The organism is Alloyangia pacifica (assembly GCF_003111685.1).
GTDB lineage: Bacteria > Pseudomonadota > Alphaproteobacteria > Rhodobacterales > Rhodobacteraceae > Salipiger > Salipiger pacificus_A.
On sequence record NZ_CP022189.1, the window covers coordinates 879,865 to 897,295 of the forward strand.

Annotated in this window: 14 protein-coding genes; 6 read left to right on the forward strand and 8 right to left on the reverse strand. The window is 68.9% G+C overall.

What is annotated here, in order from left to right:
• Positions 1 to 33 precede the first annotated feature (33 nt).
• The 4 genes from ileS to CEW88_RS04230 form a co-directional block, all read right to left on the reverse strand.
• Positions 34 to 3,018 (reverse strand): isoleucine--tRNA ligase, encoded by a 2,985-nt coding sequence (gene ileS / locus CEW88_RS04215; protein WP_108964828.1) that lies wholly within the window; start codon positions 3,016 to 3,018, stop codon positions 34 to 36.
• Between the two features lie 1,013 nt (positions 3,019 to 4,031).
• On the reverse strand, positions 4,032 to 5,066 hold the full coding sequence (locus CEW88_RS04220; protein ID WP_108964829.1) for a YcjF family protein: 1,035 nt from the start codon (positions 5,064 to 5,066) through the stop codon (positions 4,032 to 4,034).
• A complete protein-coding gene (locus CEW88_RS04225) occupies positions 5,063 to 5,533 on the reverse strand; it encodes a GNAT family N-acetyltransferase (RefSeq protein WP_108964830.1) in 471 nt (156 codons plus the stop codon). The genes CEW88_RS04220 and CEW88_RS04225 overlap by 4 nt, the downstream gene beginning before the upstream one ends.
• Entirely contained in the window at positions 5,530 to 6,957 is a 1,428-nt protein-coding gene (locus CEW88_RS04230; protein WP_108964831.1) for a YcjX family protein, read from the reverse strand. Before CEW88_RS04230 ends, CEW88_RS04225 begins: the two co-directional genes overlap by 4 nt.
• A gap of 199 nt (positions 6,958 to 7,156) precedes the next feature.
• Here CEW88_RS04230 and truA point away from each other — a divergent pair, with 199 nt between their 5' ends.
• From truA to CEW88_RS04260, 6 genes are all read left to right on the forward strand, one after another.
• Positions 7,157 to 7,927 (forward strand): tRNA pseudouridine(38-40) synthase TruA, encoded by a 771-nt coding sequence (gene truA, locus CEW88_RS04235; protein ID WP_108967528.1) that lies wholly within the window; start codon positions 7,157 to 7,159, stop codon positions 7,925 to 7,927.
• Positions 7,928 to 8,132: 205 nt separating this feature from the next.
• Positions 8,133 to 9,323 (forward strand): aspartate aminotransferase family protein, encoded by a 1,191-nt coding sequence (locus CEW88_RS04240; RefSeq protein WP_108964832.1) that lies wholly within the window; start codon positions 8,133 to 8,135, stop codon positions 9,321 to 9,323.
• A gap of 104 nt (positions 9,324 to 9,427) precedes the next feature.
• Positions 9,428 to 10,354, forward strand: a complete 927-nt coding sequence (argF, locus tag CEW88_RS04245) for an ornithine carbamoyltransferase (protein WP_108964833.1) — start codon at positions 9,428 to 9,430, stop codon at positions 10,352 to 10,354.
• A gap of 230 nt (positions 10,355 to 10,584) precedes the next feature.
• Complete coding sequence (gene gndA, locus CEW88_RS04250; RefSeq protein ID WP_108964834.1) at positions 10,585 to 11,985, forward strand: NADP-dependent phosphogluconate dehydrogenase; 1,401 nt, start codon at positions 10,585 to 10,587, stop codon at positions 11,983 to 11,985.
• Between the two features lie 213 nt (positions 11,986 to 12,198).
• Positions 12,199 to 12,621, forward strand: a complete 423-nt coding sequence (locus CEW88_RS04255) for a hypothetical protein (RefSeq protein ID WP_108964835.1) — start codon at positions 12,199 to 12,201, stop codon at positions 12,619 to 12,621.
• A 135-nt stretch (positions 12,622 to 12,756) separates the two neighbouring features.
• Positions 12,757 to 13,086 carry a GYD domain-containing protein gene (locus CEW88_RS04260; RefSeq protein ID WP_108964836.1) on the forward strand — a complete coding sequence of 110 codons (330 nt, stop codon included), beginning with the start codon at positions 12,757 to 12,759 and terminating at the stop codon, positions 13,084 to 13,086.
• Positions 13,087 to 13,134: 48 nt separating this feature from the next.
• Here CEW88_RS04260 and CEW88_RS04265 read toward each other — a convergent pair whose 3' ends face one another.
• The 4 genes from CEW88_RS04265 to CEW88_RS04280 form a co-directional block, all read right to left on the reverse strand.
• Positions 13,135 to 14,550 (reverse strand): FAD-binding oxidoreductase, encoded by a 1,416-nt coding sequence (locus CEW88_RS04265; RefSeq protein WP_108964837.1) that lies wholly within the window; start codon positions 14,548 to 14,550, stop codon positions 13,135 to 13,137.
• The gene (locus tag CEW88_RS04270; protein WP_159099552.1) at positions 14,528 to 15,532 is read right to left on the reverse strand and encodes a hypothetical protein; all 1,005 of its coding nucleotides are present in this window, start codon (positions 15,530 to 15,532) and stop codon (positions 14,528 to 14,530) included. The genes CEW88_RS04265 and CEW88_RS04270 overlap by 23 nt, the downstream gene beginning before the upstream one ends.
• A gap of 12 nt (positions 15,533 to 15,544) precedes the next feature.
• Positions 15,545 to 16,786, reverse strand: a complete 1,242-nt coding sequence (locus CEW88_RS04275) for an NAD(P)/FAD-dependent oxidoreductase (protein WP_108967530.1) — start codon at positions 16,784 to 16,786, stop codon at positions 15,545 to 15,547.
• Between the two features lie 72 nt (positions 16,787 to 16,858).
• On the reverse strand, positions 16,859 to 17,383 hold the full coding sequence (locus tag CEW88_RS04280) for a DinB family protein (protein ID WP_108964838.1): 525 nt from the start codon (positions 17,381 to 17,383) through the stop codon (positions 16,859 to 16,861).
• Positions 17,384 to 17,431 lie beyond the last annotated feature (48 nt).

The window sequence follows — 17,431 nt, forward strand, 5'->3', positions numbered from 1 at the left end:
CAATTCGGGGCAGGGTGCTTCGTCCCGGGCGGCTTACCCCAGCGCCGCGTCGCAGCGGGCGCAGGTGGCGGCGTGGCTGTGGGTGCCGACGTCGGGCAGGATTTTCCAGCAGCGCTGGCACTTCTCGCCTTCGGCTTTCTCGAAGACCACGCCGACGTTCGGTACATCCGCCATCCGGAACGCCTCGGCGGGGGCGGGGTCGGCGGTGAGCGCGATGTCCGAGGTGATGCAGATGTCCTCGAAGGCCACCGTCTTCAGGGCCTCGAGCATCGCCGCGTCCTCGACATGGACCACCGGGAAGGCTTCGAGCGAAGCGCCGATGACCTTCTCGGTGCGCTGGATCTCCAGCGCCGCGGTGACGGCGCGGCGGGCCATGCGGACCTTGCCCCACTTCTCGGCCAGCGCGGCGTTGCGCCAGTCGGCCGGGGTCTGCGGGAAGTCCTGCAGGTGCACGGAGCTTTGCTCGCCCGGGAAACGGTCCAGCCAGACGTCTTCCATGGTGAAGGGCAGCACCGGCGCGAGCCAGGTTGTCAGCCGGTGGAAGAGCAGGTCCATGACCGTGCGCGCGGCCTTGCGGCGGGCAGTGTCGCCGTCGCAGTAGAGCGCGTCCTTGCGGATATCGAAGTAGAAGGCCGACAGGTCCACGGTGCAGAAGGTGAAGACCTGCTGGAACACGTGCTGGAAGTCGTAGGCGCGGTAGCCTTCGCGCACCACGTCATCCAGTTCGGCGAGGCGGTGCAGCACCCAGCGTTCCAGCTCGGGCATGTCGGCCGGCTCGACCCGGTCGCGTTCCTCGAAGTGGCCAAGCGCGCCGAGCATGAAGCGCATGGTGTTGCGCAGGCGGCGGTAGCTGTCGGCGACGCCCTTGAGGATCTCCGGCCCGATCCGCTGGTCGGCGGTATAATCGGTCTGGGCGACCCAGAGGCGCAGGATGTCGGCGCCGTACTGCTTGATGACCTCTTCAGGCACGATGGTGTTGCCGAGCGATTTGGACATCTTGTTGCCCTTCTCGTCCAGCGTGAAGCCATGGGTGACCACGTTGCGATAGGGCGCGTGACCAGTGGTGCCGACCGATTGCAGCAGCGAGCTGTGGAACCAGCCGCGGTGCTGGTCGGTGCCTTCCATGTAGACGTCGGCGATGCCGTCCTTGGTGCCGTCGGCGCGGTCGCGCAGCACGAAGGCGTGGGTCGAACCGGAGTCGAACCACACATCGAGCACGTCGTAGACCTGCTCCCACTCATCGGCGTTGTACTCCGCACCGAGGAAGCGCTCCTTGGCACCCTCGGCATACCAGCAATCGGCACCTTCGACTTCGAAGGCCTCGCAGATGCGCGCGTTGACCGCGGGATCGCGCAACAGGAAGCCCTCGTCGGTGGGCAGGGCGCCCTTCTTGGTGAAGCAGGTCAGCGGCACGCCCCAGGCGCGCTGGCGCGAGAGCACCCAGTCCGGGCGGGCTTCCATCATCGAGTGCAGGCGGTTGCGGCCCGACTGCGGTGTCCATTTGACCTGGTCGATGCAGGTGAGGGCGCGGTCGCGGATGGTCTTGCCGTTTTCGTCCTGCCCGTCGTTCACGTCGCGGTCGATGGCGGCAAACCACTGCGGCGTGTTGCGGAAGATCACCGGCGCCTTGGAGCGCCAGCTGTGCGGGTAGGAGTGGGTGACGCGGCCGCGCGCGATGATGCCACCTGCCTCGACCAGCTTGGCGATCACGGCGGTGTTCGCCTTGCCTTCCTTGCCCTTGTTGTCGAAGACGGTCAGCCCGGCGAAGAACGGCACATGCGGCAGGAACTCGGAGTCCTCGCCGACGTTGTGGGTCATCCGGTCGATCCAGTTGCGCTTGACGAAGCACTCGTAGTCGTCGGCGCCGTGGCTGGGCGCGGTGTGCACGAAGCCCGTGCCCGCGTCATCGGTCACGTGCTCGCCGTCGATCATCGGCACTTCGTAGTCCCAGAAGCCGTCTGCGCCGTCGATTCCGGCGAAAGGATGGGCGAGGGTGAGGCTCGACAGCTCTTCCGCCGAGACGCCGCGCTTGCGCGCGACCATCTCGGGCTCGAGCCGGGCGGCCTTGAAGACGTCGGCGGCCAGCTTGTCGGCCACGATGTAGAGATCGCCCACCGAGCACCAGCATTCCTCGGGGGTCGCAGTGACCTCGTAGAGCCCGTATTCGATGGCAGGGTTGAAGGCGACGGCCTTGTTCGAGGGGATGGTCCAGGGGGTGGTTGTCCAGATCACCACGCGCGCCTTTTGCAACTCCTCGGCCAGCAGCTCGGTGTCGGCCCCGGCATAGTCGTCATCCTCGCCCTGCGGCAGCGCCACATGGCCGCCCGAGACGATTTGGAACGGCACCCAGATCGTGTGCGACTTGTGGTCGTGGTACTCGATCTCGGCCTCGGCCAGCGCGGTCTTCTCGACTGGCGACCACATGACCGGCTTCGAGCCCTGGTAGAGCGTGCCGTTCATCAGGAACTTCTGGAACTCCTCGGCGATCACCCGCTCGGCGTGGAACGCCATGGTGAGATAGGGATCGTCCCAGTTGCCGGTGATGCCGAGGCGCTTGAACTCGTCGCGCTGGATGTCGACCCAGCCTTCGGCGAACTTGCGGCATTCCTGCCGGAAGTCGATGACCGGCACCTCGTCCTTGTTCTTGCCCTTCTTGCGGTACTGCTCCTCGATCTTCCATTCGATCGGAAGGCCGTGGCAGTCCCAGCCCGGCACGTAGCGCGCATCGTGGCCCATCATCTGGTGCGAGCGGACGATCATGTCCTTGATCGTCTTGTTCAGCGCGTGGCCGATATGCAGGTGACCGTTGGCATAGGGCGGGCCGTCGTGCAGCGTGAAGGGGGTGCGGCTGCCGTCCTCGGCCTTGTCGCGGAGGCGGTCGTAGACGCCGATCTTCGCCCAGCGTTCCAGCCACTCGGGCTCGCGCTTGGGCAGGCCCGCGCGCATCGGGAACTCGGTCTTCGGAAGGTTCAGCGTGTCCTTGTAGTCAGGCGTCTGGGTGGTGGTGTCGGCGCACATGTTCTGCGGTCCCGGAAGTTATGTCGGATGTCTGAGAAAGGTCGGCGCGGCGGTCCATACGCCTTGTCCCGGCGGCTCTAGTGATCAGAGCGCCGGGCATGTAATTCGAATGATGATCGCAGTGCGGGGCATCATGGCCGCCTTATAGGCATCCGACTCGCGATGGTCCAGTGGTTGCACGCAGGCGCGAACGGCCGCGAAGGCGCCGTCCGGCCGCAAGGGAAATGCGCGGAAATCCCCCTTTGGATGCTAGGCAAACCGGCGCGGCGCCGCTTGTCCGCGAGCGGGGCGGCGGGGATGTGCCAACTGCGCGCGGATATCTGGCGGCGGGATGCCTGAAATCGCGTGCGGTTTGGAAAAGCGGGATCTCTCGGTGCGTATCGGGTTCTTATCCTCCAACGCGGCGCCATCCTGACACTCAACCGGTATCCGGCGGCCGCAACCGAACCCGTGGAGGCGTTATGGCCTATCGTGACCCCGGGCTGCCCGGTGGCAATCCCCGTGGTGGCTCATTCGGCTCGACCCTGAGGTCCGAGCCAGGACTGACCTTGGCGGACCCGCGCCACACAGAGAACACCGGTACGCTCACCGGGGGTCTGCTGATCGCGGTTCTCATGTTCCTCGGCCTGCTGGTCGGGGTTGGAACCCTGAGGGTTGGTGGGGTGGGTGAGTCCCCCGCCACCTCGGGACGCGGGGCCGCTGGCTCCGCCTCTGGGTGGAGCGGAGGGACCGAAGCCGCTGCACCCCCGGTAGCGCAGGCCTATTAGAGCCTGCGTCCTGTTGTGCTCCTCGCCCAAGAGCTGGGCCCGCCACCACTCACGGATGGTCCGGGCGAGGACGTCCTCCCAAGTGATGCCTCTCGTACCGGGGCATCCCTCAGGCCAGTGCCGACATATAACTCCTTACACGGCACTGGCCGCCCCAACACTTCCAGAAGCATCGCGCCCCAACTGCGAGCCAACGCAGGGCCGAGAATAGCGGCCCCGGATCGCCTCAATGTGGGCGCGCCGGGCTCACCCCTTGCCGCTCTCCTTGATCACGAATCCTGCCAGCGCGGTGCGGATGATCTCGCGGACCGAGGGGCGGTTGCGGCGGGTGAAGGGCAGGGGGCGGCAGACCTCGATCGCGGCCACGCCCACACGGGCGGTCAGCGCGCCGTTCACCAGCCCCTCGCCGAAGCGGCGCGAGAGCTTGCCGAGGAGGCCGCCGCCGAGCACCGGCTCAAGCATGTCGTCCCCAACCGCCACGGCACCCGTAGCGACCAGATGCGACATGACCGCCCGCGTCAGTCGCCAGCTGCCCAAGGTGCCTGAGCGCCCGCCGTAGATCTCAGCAATGCGGCGGATCATCCGCAGGTTGGAGGAAAGCGCCGCAACCACGTCGGCCAGGGCCAGCGGCACCAGCGCGGTCACCGTCGCCACCTGCCGGGCCGAGGCCTCGACCTCGCGCCGTGCGGCGGCGTCGAGCGGCGCCAGCAGCTCGTTTTCGGCAAGCCCGATCAGCCCCGAGGCATCGAAAACCTCGGCGCCGCGCTCCTTCAGCCGCTCGCGGCCCCAGCGCGTGTCCTCGCGCCCGGCGTAGAGGTTCGAGAGCTGGTCGACCACCTTGCGCGCGGCCTTGAGGTCATCGGAAGCCAACGCCGCATCGGCGGCCCGGTGCAGCGCATCGACCTTGGCCAGCCGCGACATGGCGGCAAGCTCCTTGACCACGATTGCCAGTCCGACCAGCACCACCAGCCCCATCAGGACCGAGACCGCGAGCCCAAGCAGCGGCACCGAGGCGATGAGGTCCATGGCAAAGCGCCAGGCAGCGATGGAGATCAGCGCCGAAACCAGCGCGCCCGCGAGCGCCCAGAACCAGCGCGCCAGCTTGGACGGCTGCCGCGCGGCCAGCGCCGCGGCGGTGGTCATCGCCTGTCCCTGCGGGCCGGGCAAATCCGGCTCGGGCACCGGCGGTGCTTCGGAGGGGCTCAGAGGCGGCTGTTGCTCGTCGAGGTCGAAAAGGATCGGGCCTTGCTTGCGCGGGCCTTCGGGCGGGAGATCGCTCATCCGCGGGCCTCCATGCTGCGGGTGGCGGGCGCCTCCCAGACGTAGAAAAGATCGGGCAGGCCTTCCTCGTTGGCCGAGCCGTCGCCACGCCGGGTCACGGCAAAGCCCGCGCGCTCGTAGAAGCGCTGGGCGCGGTCGTTGGCGAGGAAGGTCCAGAGTTCCAGCCGCTGCGCGGCGCGCTGGGCGTCGTGCAGGAGGGTCCGGCCGATGCCGCGACCCTGGGCGTCGGGCGTGACGAAAAGTGCGTGCACGTAAGAGCCCTCGCGCGCGAGGAATCCCAGCAACGCGCCGCCACGGGTTTCGGCCACGGTAACCCAGCCGCGCTCGATCATCGTGCCGGCGTGGGCGATATCCTCGGCGCCGCTGTGCAGCGCGGGCTTCCAGGCATGCGCGGCAACCGCATCGGTGATCATCGCGCCGAGGCTGCCGGCGTCGGTGGGGCGGGCGGGGCGCAGCAGAGGGCTCACAGCCTGTCCCCCACGAGGAATTGCGCCGCCCGGTCGAGGCGGATGTGCGGCGGGCCCTCGCCGGGTTTCAGCGTCAGCGGGGCAGGGGCGAAGCGCATGATCTCGTAATCGGCGTCGAGCCAGCCGGTCGCCCCCTCGCGCGCCGGGGTCAGCAGATGCGCCGGATCCTCGGGCAGCGCACCGGGGTAGAAGGCGGCCTGCCGCCCGCGTGTGCCGTCGGGGTTGAGAAGCGTGCCGCGCACGCAGTCGAGCTCGCTGCCATTGTGCGGCAAGGTCTGCTCGACGGTGGCGCGCAGCGCGGCGATGGACATGGCCGCGGTCTCGGCCCCGGCAAAGCGTGCGCGGTCGCGCGCCTCGCGGGTCAGCGCTTCCATGATGGCGGTCAGCCGCGGGTGCTGGCTGTGGTGCAGGTGGTCGGCCTTGGTCGCCGAAAAGAGGATTTTCTCGACCCGCCGCCCGCGCAGGAGCTGCGTCAGCCAGGCGTTGGAGCCGGGGCGGAAGGCCTTGAGAATCCCCGCCATGGTGCGCCGCAGGTCGTCCAGCGCCGGCGGGCCGGCATGGATCGCGCCAAGCGCATCCACCAGCACGATCTGCCGGTCGATGCGCGAGAAATGATCGCGGAAGAAGGGCTTCACGATCTGGGCCTTGTAGGCTTCGAAGCGCCGCTCCATCTCGCGCCAGAGGCCCCGGCGTGCGGGGCTGTCCGGCTTCGGCATCGGCGCGAAGGTCAGCGCCGGGCTGCCGGCCCTCTCGCCGGGCAGCAGGAAGCGCCCCGGCGTGCAGTCGGAAAACCCCGCCTCGCGCGCCACGTGCAGCGCCGAGGTGAAGGCCTCAGCGAGCGCCTTGGCCTTGGGTTCGGAGAAGTCCTCGTTGGGATCGACCTCGCCGAGCAGCTCCAGGAAGGGCTCGGAGCCGGGGCGCTGCGGAAGGCGCTTGAGGGTCTCCTCGGTCCACTGCTCGAAGCTCTGCTCCAGCAGGCCGAGATCGAGCAGCCACTCGCCCGGGTAGTCGACGATGTCGAGATGGATCGTCCGCGGCCCCTGCAGCCCGGCGAGCAGCCCTGTCGGGCGCACCTTGAGCGAGAGCCGCAGCTCCGAGACCGCGCGGGTGCTGTCGGGCCAGCGCGGTGCGCGCGCGGTCAGAGCAGAGAGGTGGCTCTCGTAGTCGAAGCGCGCCACGGTGTCGTCGGGCTGCGGCTGAAGGTAGGCGGTGAGGATGCGCGATTCCGCCTCGGCGGCGAGCTGCGGCATCCGCCCGCGGTCGAGCAGGTTGGCGACCAGCGAGGTGATGAACACCGTCTTGCCGGCGCGCGACAGCCCGGTCACGCCGATGCGCACGACCGGCTCGAAGAAGGTTTCCGACAGCGTGTCGGTGACGTTGCCGACCCCGCGGGTGAGCGTGTCGGCGATGGTTCCGATGACCAAGGTGGCGTCCCTCGTTCTGCGTTTCCCTAGAGATAGAGGCGCGGGGGGCGGGATGCCAGTGCCTCGGGGCCGGGTTGCGGGCAGGGCGCGGCCCCTCTCCGCCTGCGGCGACTCCATCCCGGGATATTTGGACCAAGAAGAATGCGCCGGGTCGCGGCGGGGATTGATGGGCGCGCGGCGGCGCGCTAAGGGGCTGGCCATGCCCAGATACGCGCTTTTGGTGGAATATGACGGCGGGCCCTTCGCGGGGTGGCAGCGTCAGGCGGATCAGCCCTCGGTGCAGGGGGCGATCGAGGCTGCGCTGGCGAAGCTCGAGAGCCGCGAGCACACCATCGCCGCCGCCGGGCGCACCGACGCGGGCGTGCACGCCCGCGGGCAGGTGGCGCATTGCGACATGCAAAAGGACTGGGATCCGTTCCGCCTTGGCGAGGCGCTGAACTTCCACCTCAAACCAGCGCCCGTGGCGATCCGCGCCTGCGCCGCCGTCGCGGACGACTGGCACGCGCGCTTCTCGGCAACGGAGCGGCGTTACCTCTTCCGGGTGCTTGTGCGCCGCGCGCCCGCGACGCTGGAAACGGGGCAGGTCTGGCGGGTGATGAACAAGCTGTCGCTCGAGGCGATGCGCGAGGGCGCGGCGCATCTCATCGGTCTGCACGACTTCACCACCTTCCGCTCGACGATGTGCCAGGCCGCCTCGCCAGTGAAAACGCTGGACGAGTGCCGGATCGAGCAGGTCGAGACCGGCGCGGGCACCGAGTTCCATTTCCACCTGCGCGCCCGAAGCTTCCTGCACAATCAGGTGCGCTCGATCGTCGGCACGCTGGAGCGGGTCGGCGCGGGCAGCTGGGCACCTTCCGACGTCAGGGACGCGCTCGGCGCTGCCGACCGCGCCGCCTGCGGGCCGGTCTGCCCGCCGGATGGGCTCTACCTGATGGGGGTCGGTTACCCGGACGACCCGTTTGCGGGCTGATCCGCGCAAGGCGCTTGATTTACGCGGGGAAACCCGGCAAGAGCCTGCACATGACGCAAGCGATCCGAATCCGACGAGCCTGAGCTCCTCCCGCCGTGCCCAATCCGGGCGCGTGCCGTCGTTTGTCCGTCAGACACTCCCTTGAAAACTTGACTTGGCCCCGGGCCCTTGGCACCAATCGGGCCTCATTGCAGAGGAAGCCCCTATGATCCCCTCCGTCCTGCCGACCTATTCGCGCGCGCCGCTTCACTTCGTGAAGGGCGAAGGCTGCTGGCTGATCGAGGAGGACGGACGACGCTTTCTCGATCTCGGCAGCGGCATCGCAGTGAACGCGCTCGGCCACGCCCACCCCGCGCTGGTGGCGGCCTTGACCGAGCAGGCGGGCAAGCTCTGGCACGTGTCGAACCTCTACGAGATCCCGCAACAGCAGGCGCTGGCCGACAAGCTCGTGGCCGCCACTTTCGCGGACACGGTGTTCTTCACCAACTCCGGCACCGAGGCCTGCGAGCTCGCCGTGAAGATGGCGCGCAAGTACTGGTACGAAAAGGGGCAGCCCGAGAAGACCGACATCATCGCCTTCACCGGCTCGTTCCATGGCCGCTCTTCGGCGGGCATCGCGGCGGCGGGCTCCGAGAAGATGGTCAAGGGGTTCGGCCCGATCCTGCCCGGCTTCAAGCATCTGCCCTTTGGCGACATGGACGCGCTGGAGGCGGCCATCGATGCGCAGACCGGCGCCATCCTCATCGAACCGATCCAGGGCGAGGGCGGTATCCGTCCGCTGCCGGATGATCAGCTGAAAGCGCTGCGCAAGCTGTGCGACGACAAGGACATCCTGCTGATCCTCGACGAGGTGCAATGCGGCATGGGCCGGACCGGGCGTCTCTTCGCGCATGAGTTCGCCGGCATCACGCCCGACATCATGATGGTCGCCAAGGGCATCGGCGGCGGCTTCCCGCTCGGCGCGGTGCTGGCCACCGAGGAGGCCGCTTCCGGCATGACCGTCGGCACCCACGGCTCGACCTATGGCGGCAACCCGCTGGGGTGCGCCGTCGGCGGCGCGGTGATGGACGTGCTGACCGAGGACGGATTCCTCGATGAGGTGGGCCGCAAGGCCGGACTGCTGAACCAGAAGCTCGAGGGCCTCGTCGCGGCGCATCCGCAGATCTTCGAGGAGGTGCGCGGCCAGGGGCTGATGATTGGCCTCAAGACAAAGGTCGCCCCGGCGGACTTCGTCAAGGCCGGCTACGACAAGCTGGTGATCACCGTGCCCGCTGCGGACAATGTCGTGCGCCTTCTGCCGGCGCTCACCATCACCGAGGAAGAGATCGCCGAGGCCGTAGACCGTCTCGACGCCACCGCCACCGCTCTGGAGGTTGCCGCCCAGGTGACCGCCTGAGGACTGCCTGAGTTTCTTCTAGGCCAAGATATCCCGGGGGAGTTCGCGCGCCGCGCGGACGGGGGCAGCGCCCCCAACCCCGGCCCAACAAAAAGACCCGACAGATGAACCATTTTCTCGACATTCACAAAACCGACCCGGCGGACCTGCGGGGGATCATCGACAGCGCCAAGGCAATCAAGGACAGCCGCAACGGCCGCCCCAAGGCCATGGCCGATGACGAGACCCCGCTCGACGGTCGCATGGTGGCGCTGATCTTCGAGAAGCCCTCGACCCGAACCCGCGTCTCCTTCGATGTCGGTGTGCGCCAGCTGGGCGGGCAGACCATGGTGCTCTCGGGCAACGACATGCAGCTCGGCCATGGCGAGACCATCGCCGACACCGCCCGGGTGCTGTCGCGCTTCGTCGACATGATCATGATCCGCACCTTCGACGAGGCAGTGCTGACCGAGATGGCCGAGTTTGCGACGGTGCCGGTGATCAACGGTCTCACGGACCGCACCCACCCCTGCCAGATCATGGCCGACATCCTCACCTTCGAGGAGCACCGCGGCCCGATCAAGGGCAAGAAAGTGGTCTGGTGCGGCGACGGCAACAATGTCTGCTCGTCCTTCCTGCATGCCGCCGGGCGCTTCGGCTTCGATCTGACCTTCACCGGCCCGGTGCAGCTCGATCCCGAGATGGAGTTCGTCGGCCTTGCCCGCAACGAGGGCGCCAGCATCACCATCGAGCGCGACCCCTTCAAGGCGGTCGAGGGCGCCGACCTGATCGTGGCCGACACCTGGGTGTCGATGCATGACGCGCAGAGCGCCAAGGAACGGCGCCACAACATGCTGCGCCCCTACCAGGTGAACGAGAAGCTGATGGAGGCCGCGGGCAAGGACGCGCTCTTCATGCACTGCCTGCCGGCGCACCGCGGCGAGGAAGTCACCTCGGAGGTGATGGACGGGCCGCAGTCGGTGATCTGGGACGAGGCGGAGAACCGTCTGCACGCGCAGAAGGCGATCATGCGCTGGTGCCTCGGCGCGTGATGCGTTGCGCGCGGGGAGGGGGCTCTGCCCCTGCCCGCCTGAGGCCGGTCTCGCCCGGCGTATTCTGAAAGAGAGGAAGCCGGGCGGCAGCGCCCGGTTTCCAGGGTCTTGGGACACGCTATTCCCAAGCACGGGGGACGCACAGTGCATGTGCATCGCGGACCCGTATCGGCGGCTTGCCCGGGGCTCTGGTATCGCTATCTTCCGCAGCAGAAGCACAGGAGGCTGGCATGGCAGACCCGCGGATCGGCATTTACGGATTGGGCACGATGGGGGCGGCGCTGGCGCTCAACATGGCCGACAAGGGCATCGACATCGCCGTGTCGAACCGCAGCGATGCGCCTATCGCGGAGTTCATGACCCGCGCCGCGCCCTTCGCGGCGCATGTGACCGCTCTAGACACGCTGGAAGAGCTGATCGCCGCGTTGCCAAGACCGCGGCTCTTGCTGGCGATGATCCCCTCGACGGGGCCGATGGATGAATTTCTCGCGCAGGTGGTCCCGCTGCTCGCGACAGGCGACACGGTGATCGACGCCGGCAATGCCGATTTCCACGCCACCCGCGCCCGCAGCGCCCAACTCGCCGAGCACGGGCTGCATTTCGTCGGCCTCGGCGTGTCGGGCGGCGAAGAGGGCGCGCGGCATGGGCCCTCGATGATGTTCGGCGGGTCCGAGGAGAGCTGGGCCGGGCTGCAGCCGATCCTGTCGAAGATCGCCGCGCAGTTCGATGGTGCCCCCTGTGCCGACCGCATGGGGCCGGACGGGGCGGGGCACTTCGTAAAGACGGTGCATAACGGCATCGAATATGCCGACATGCAGATGATCGCCGAGGTCTACGACCTGCTGCGCCATGGTGCGGGCCTGTCGCCCGCCGAGGTCGGCGCGCAGTTCGGGCGCTGGAACGATGGCCCGCTGGAGAGCTACCTCTTCGAAATCACCGGCACCGTGCTCTCCTACGACGACCCGCTGGGACAGGGGCCGATGGTGGATACCATCCTCGACAGGGCGGGGCAGAAGGGCACCGGCCGCTGGACCGCCATCGAGGCGGTGCAACTCGGCCAGTCGGCGACGATGATCGAGGGGGCCGTCGCGGCGCGGGCCTGGTCCGCCGAGAAGGACCTGCGCGAGGTCGCGGGCGCGGCGTTCGGCTCGGATCGGGCCAGATTTGCGCCGGACCTCGAAGAGCTGGAGGCGGCGCTGCTGGCGGCGCGCATCCTCGAATACGCGCAGGGCTTCCGCATCCTCGCAGCCGCCTCTGCCGAATACGGATGGCAGCTCGACTTTGCCCGCATCGCCGAGATCTGGCGCGCCGGCTGCATTATCCGGGCGCGGCTCCTGGACGACATCTCTGCCGCCTTCCGCGAGACTCCGCCCGAGGGGCAACTCTTCCTCGCGCCGCGCTTTGCGCCGGTGCTCGAGGCGGGCATCCCGGCGTTGCGGCGGCTGGTCTCGGGGGCGATCGCGGCGGGCTATCCGCTGCCGGTGCTCGGCTCGGCGCTGGCGTTCTGGGACACGCTGCGCCAGCCACGTGGCACGGCGGCGCTGATCCAGGCGCAACGGGATTTCTTCGGCCGCCACGGCTTTGACCGGGTGGATGGCAAGGAGGCGCACCACGGTCCCTGGTGGAACTGACCTCGCTCCGGCGCAGGCCGTTTTCCGGTTCGCGTCTGGCCGATCCATCCCTCCGGTCTATCTGACCGCTGTAGGCGAGCCACGGTCCCGTGCCGGTTTTGTGGTGGAGCGCGACCGATGCCTTGAATTGGTCGGACAAGCCGCGCAGCATCCGCGAAGGCGGGATCGCGGCGCCGCGCGGACCGCAGGATGACCTAACATGAGGAAAAGACCATGCATTTGCCCATCCTGTCCCGGCTGACCGGCGCTCCGGCGGTCATCGCCCTCGGCCCGCTCCTCATCGCCGCCTGCACCCATTCCGCGCCGCCGCAGAGTTCCGGCCCGACCGGCGGGGGCGGGATGTCGGCAGAAGTCACCGAACTTGCCATCGCCTGCCGTCACGACGAGGCGCTCGCCGCGCTCGACCAGCTTGATGCGGCGATGGGCGGCAGCACCAGCGCTTCGGAGCTGCAGAGGGTCGTGGTGCTGCGCAACGCCCGGGACACGATGGGCGCCGCACGTGTCCTGCGCGAGCGCAACGCCCGCGACGATGTCACCGCCGACGAGGCGGTCAATTCCGGCACCGCGGTGGAGAACGAGCTGGAGATGATCCGCTCGGAGCGCGCAGCGCGCACCGGCAGCCGCACCTGCGGGTGATCCCCGTCCGCTGACACGCTTCCGGTCGCCGCACCGAGCTTGGACTGTGGTAACATTCTACCCGGGAGGATGCGGGCCGGATCGGCCTGCGTGGTGCAGAGGACGACCCGCGAGTCCTACCCGGGAGGACTCGGTATGCCGACATTCATAGTGACGGGGTGCTACACGGCGGCGGCTCTCAAGGGTATGATCGCCAATCCCAGCGACCGCGAAGAGGGCGCGCGCTCGGTGGTCGAGGCGGGCGGCGGCAAGATGCTGTCCTTCTATGCCACGACCGGCCCGACCGACTGGATGGTGATCGCGGAGGTTTCCGACGTACATGACCTGCTGGCCAGCCTCATGGGGGTCGGAGCCTCGGGCATGGTGAGCAACATCCAGACCGTCCGGGCCTTTTCGGCGCAAGAGCTGATGGAGATGCAGAAGAAAGCGGGCAAGGCGGCGCAGGCCTACAAGTCACCTGCCTGAGCAAGGCCGGGGCGGCGCTGCGCCGCCCCGCCGGACGGGACGCATGCGTCAGCTGCGGATCACCGCGCCCGGGTTCATGATCCCCACAGGGTCCAGCGCCGCCTTGATGGCGCGCATGGCGGCCAGCTTGGCCGGGTCGGAGTAACGCTCTAGATCGTCGACCTTCAGGCGGCCGATGCCATGCTCGGCGCTGACCGAACCGCCCATCTCGTGGACGAGATCGTGTACGCAGCGCTGCACATCGGCGCGGACATCGACGTAGTCCTGCTTTTTCCGGCCCTTCGGGGGGAAGACATTGTAATGCAGATTGCCGTCGCCGAGGTGGCCGAAGCAGTTGACCCGGAATTCGCCGAGTTCTGCCAGCCTTGTCAGCCCGGTCTCGATGAACTCGGGCAGGGCGCTCAGCGGCAGCGAGACGTCATGGCTGGCGATGGCGCCGATGTGGCGGTTGGCCTCGGGGATGCGCTCGCGGATGTCCCAGAACTGCTGCGCCTGCGCCTCGGACTGGGCCACCAGCCCGTCACTGACGAGGCCAGCCTCCATGCCGGCGGTAAAGAGGGCCTCGAGCGCCGTCTCCGGGTCCATGCCCTGCGCGAGGCCGAGCTCGACCAGAACGCACCACCCCGGTGCTTCGGCAAAGGGTTGGCGCACATCGGGGAGCGCCTCGGCAATAAAGTCGAATCCCATGCGCCCGATGAGCTCGAAGGCGCTGACCATCTCGCCGAGCTGTTCGCGGGCCAGCGCCAGCAGGCTGAGCGCGGCGGCGGGGCTTTCGACGGCCAGCAGCGCGGTGCCGGTGGCGGCGGGCACCGGAGAGAGCTTGAGCGCGGCGGCGGTGATCACCCCCAGCGTGCCCTCGGCGCCGAGCAGCAGCCCGCGCAGGTCGTAGCCGGTGTTGTCCTTGCGCAGCCGTTTCAGCCCGTGCCAGATCGTGCCGTCGGGCAGCACGGCTTCCAGCCCGAGCACCTGCTCGCGGGCATTGCCGTAGCGCAGGACGTTGACGCCGCCGGCGTTTGTCGAGAGCAGCCCGCCGATCCGCGCGGTGCCCTCGGAGGCGAGCGAGAGCGGGAAAAGGCGGTTCCCCTCCAGCGCGGCAGCCTGCACGTCGGCCAGCACCGCGCCGGCTTCGGCGACAAGCACGTTCTCCTCGGGGTAGCTGGCGCGTATGGCCGTCATGCGCTCGAGCGAGAGGATCAGCGGGGCGGGGCCGTCGGGGGCGATCTGCCCGCCGACGAGCCCGGTGCCGCCTCCGTAGGGCAAGAGGCCGACGCGGGCCGCTTTGCAGGCGCGGGTGATGGCCGAGACCTCTTCGACGTTGCGCGGCAGCGCCACCCAGCCCGAGATGCCCAGCCAGCGGCCGCGCGGCTCTTCGAGGTAGCGCGGCTCGGTGCGGCGCAGCGTGCCCTCGGGCAGCGCGCGGCTCAGGGTCTCGGCAAAGGCGTCATCGGCGGGATTGAGGGGCATTGCGGTCTCCGTTGTCTGTGCCGGTGATAGCGGCCTGATCGGCAAAGCCAACCCCTGCGGCGCGGGCGCGGCGGTAGAGCGGGGTCATCAGCAGCGGGGTCAGGAACATGGGCACCTGGTAGCAGCCGATGAACAGCAGCAGCGGGTCGGTCACCTGCGCCGGCAGGGCGACGAGGAAGATGCCGATGTTGCGGTTGCCGGCGATCATCGCCAGCGCGTCGAGCGCCTCGCCGCCCCCGCCGCGCCCGCGCAGCCAGAGGATCAGCGCCTGCGGGCCAAGGTTCGCGGCAAAGGCCAGGGCCATCCAGCCTGCCAGCTCGAGCGGGCGCTCCAGCAGGGCGGGGCGGATCTCGGAGGTGAGGGCAAGCACGATGGTGGTCATCAGGAGCGCCGAGGCGCCGTCGAGCCGGGCCAGGGCCGCGGGGCCGGGGCGCGGCAGCAGGCGCGGGCGGAGCGCGAAGGCCAGCCCGGTCGCTGCGAGGATGACCAGCAGCAACTTCAGCGCGGCGCCGAGAATGCCCGCAGCACCGCCGAAGGCAGGCAGCAGGGCGAAGACCGGCAGGGTGGTGGCGGGCAGGATCAGCATGCCGAGGATCAGCATGCGCAGCGCCGGGCCGGGCGCGCCGCCGACCATGAGCGTCAGGTTCGGGCTGCTGGCCAGGGGTGCCGCGGCCATGAGCAGGATCAGCGCCAGCGCCGCGGGGCTTTGCAGCAGGCCGAAGGCGGCGGCGAGGGCGATCAGAACCAGCGGGCAGAGCAGCTGGAAGACCAGCAGCGCCCCGAGCGTGCCGCGCAGGTGATGCACCGCGCCGAGCGCCGCGCGCGGGCCGATGCGCAGCGCCGCGACGAAGAGCATCAGCGCGACCAGTTCCGACAGCCACGGCCGCACGACCTGCGCCGCCTGCGGCAGGGCGATGCCGAAGGCGAGGCCGATGAGCATGAGCCAGCGGGCATGGCGGGCGAGGAACGGCAGGAGGCGCATCGCGGGCAGGGCTTACGAGAAGCGGTCCGGCGCGAAGGGCGCGAGATCCATGTTGGGCCTCTGCCCCGCAACCAATTGCGCCAGCAGCCGTCCGGTCTTGGGCCCCGCAGTGAGGCCGACGTGATCGTGTCCGAAGCCGACGTAGGCGCCCGCGAGGCCCGGCGCGGCGCCGATCACAGGCAGCGAGTCGGCGAGCGAGGGGCGGTGTCCCATCCATTCCACCTCGCGCGTCCAGGTGAGCCCCGGCATCGCTTTGCGAATGGAGCGGCGCAGCAGGTCGAAGGGCGCGGCGGAGGGCGGTGCGTCGAGCCCGCCGAATTCAACGATCCCGGCCAGGCGCAGGCGGCCTTCCATCGGGGTGGCGACGAACTTCTGCGCGGCGAACATGACGGGGGACTTCGGCATGACCGACGGCTCCCAGAGTTCGAGGTGGCAGCCGCGCTCGCTCTCCAGCGGCACATTGAGGCCAAGGCGCCTTGCCAGCGGGCCGGACCAGACGCCGGTCGCGACCACCGCGGCATCGCAGGGCAGGGTTTCGCCGCCGATCCTGAGGCCAGTCAGCCTGCCACCGTCCTCGACGAAATCCCGCACCTCGCCGATCACCAGCCGCGCACCGAGGGTCTGGGCATGGGCGGCAAGGTCCTTCACGTAGTGCCCCGGGTCGGTGATGCGGCCGTGGTTCGGCTGGCGCACGCCGAGGGTGAAGTCGGCGCTCATCGCCGGGTCGTAGGCCTGGAAAGCGCCGTGCTCGAGCACCTCGTGCGCATAGCCGAGATCGCTTCGGGTCTTCCAGCCGAAGGCATCGGCCTCGAAGGCGGCGCGGTCGGGATAGGCAAAGACGTAATCCGACGGGATGAGCCATTTCTCTGCCGGGGTGCCGCCGGCGAGCGCGAGGTGATCCGCGAGGCTGTCGCCGAGCAAGGGCGCGATGGCGCGGGCGCGGGTCAGGGCGGCCTCGGCGTTCGCATGGGACATGTAGCGCATCAGCCAAGGCATCAGCCTGGGCAAGTAGGACCAGCGCAGGAACAGCGGCTGGTCGGGGTCGAGCAGCATTTTCGGCGCCTTTTTCCAGAGCCCCGGCCCGGTCACCGGCAGCACCCCCGCCGCGGCGAGCACCCCGCCATTGCCGTGGCTGGTGCCCGAGGCCGGGCCTTCGCGGTCGATCAGCACCACCTCGTGCCCGGCGCGGCGCAACTCGATCGCCGTGCTCACACCCACGATGCCCGCGCCGATCACCGCCACCGTCTTCGTCATCATCCGTACCCCGTTCGTGCGTCGGCGCCATAAGGCGACGTCGGGGGAGCATGTGCAAGGGGGCGCGTGGGACTAGTGCGGGAACCAGGCCGCCGCCGAGGCAACGCGGCCATGTTCGAGGTAGAAATCGTCGAGCTGCGGCGGGGCGTAACCGGCGTCCTGCAACTGCACATGGGCCTGTCCACGGTGGTGGATCTGATGCTGGAAAAGGTGCAGCAGCAGCGGCTGGACCGTCTCGTGCACCGGGCCGGAGCGGCGCTGGGTGAGGCGGCTTTCCCTCAGCGTCTCTGGGGTCAGTGCCTCGCAGAGGGCGAGCAGGCGCAGGTCGGTCTTTGCCTGCTCTTCGGCGAGCTTTGCCGGGTCGTCGATCTGCGGGCGGTTCCAGAGCGAGAGCCCAAGCCCGCCGCGCTCCAAGGCGTCGATGTAATAGAGGTCGACCAGAAGGATGTGGTTCATCGTCAGGCTGAGCGAGGGGAAGAACCCAGGGCGGGGGTCGGTGAATTCCTCCTCGGTGAGCGCCGCGAGCACGGTGTAGAGCGTCTCGTTCGCCCAGGCGTTGTTGCGGGCCATCAGGGTGAAGGGCGTGGGCGCATGCATGGCGGATCCTCCGGGTGCCTGAGAGGAGCTTAGCGCAACAGAGGTGGG

Coding starts and splice junctions, on each gene's coding strand:
- ileS (WP_108964828.1), bottom strand. CDS start 3,018: ATGTGCGCCGACACCACCACCCAGACGCCTGACTACAAGGACACGCTG.
- CEW88_RS04270 (WP_159099552.1), bottom strand. CDS start 15,532: ATGCGCCTCCTGCCGTTCCTCGCCCGCCATGCCCGCTGGCTCATGCTC.
- CEW88_RS04265 (WP_108964837.1), bottom strand. CDS start 14,550: ATGCCCCTCAATCCCGCCGATGACGCCTTTGCCGAGACCCTGAGCCGC.
- CEW88_RS04280 (WP_108964838.1), bottom strand. CDS start 17,383: ATGCATGCGCCCACGCCCTTCACCCTGATGGCCCGCAACAACGCCTGG.
- CEW88_RS04220 (WP_108964829.1), bottom strand. CDS start 5,066: ATGAGCGATCTCCCGCCCGAAGGCCCGCGCAAGCAAGGCCCGATCCTT.
- argF (WP_108964833.1), top strand. CDS start 9,428: ATGAACCATTTTCTCGACATTCACAAAACCGACCCGGCGGACCTGCGG.
- CEW88_RS04240 (WP_108964832.1), top strand. CDS start 8,133: ATGATCCCCTCCGTCCTGCCGACCTATTCGCGCGCGCCGCTTCACTTC.
- CEW88_RS04255 (WP_108964835.1), top strand. CDS start 12,199: ATGCATTTGCCCATCCTGTCCCGGCTGACCGGCGCTCCGGCGGTCATC.
- gndA (WP_108964834.1), top strand. CDS start 10,585: ATGGCAGACCCGCGGATCGGCATTTACGGATTGGGCACGATGGGGGCG.
- CEW88_RS04260 (WP_108964836.1), top strand. CDS start 12,757: ATGCCGACATTCATAGTGACGGGGTGCTACACGGCGGCGGCTCTCAAG.
- truA (WP_108967528.1), top strand. CDS start 7,157: ATGCCCAGATACGCGCTTTTGGTGGAATATGACGGCGGGCCCTTCGCG.
- CEW88_RS04275 (WP_108967530.1), bottom strand. CDS start 16,786: ATGACGAAGACGGTGGCGGTGATCGGCGCGGGCATCGTGGGTGTGAGC.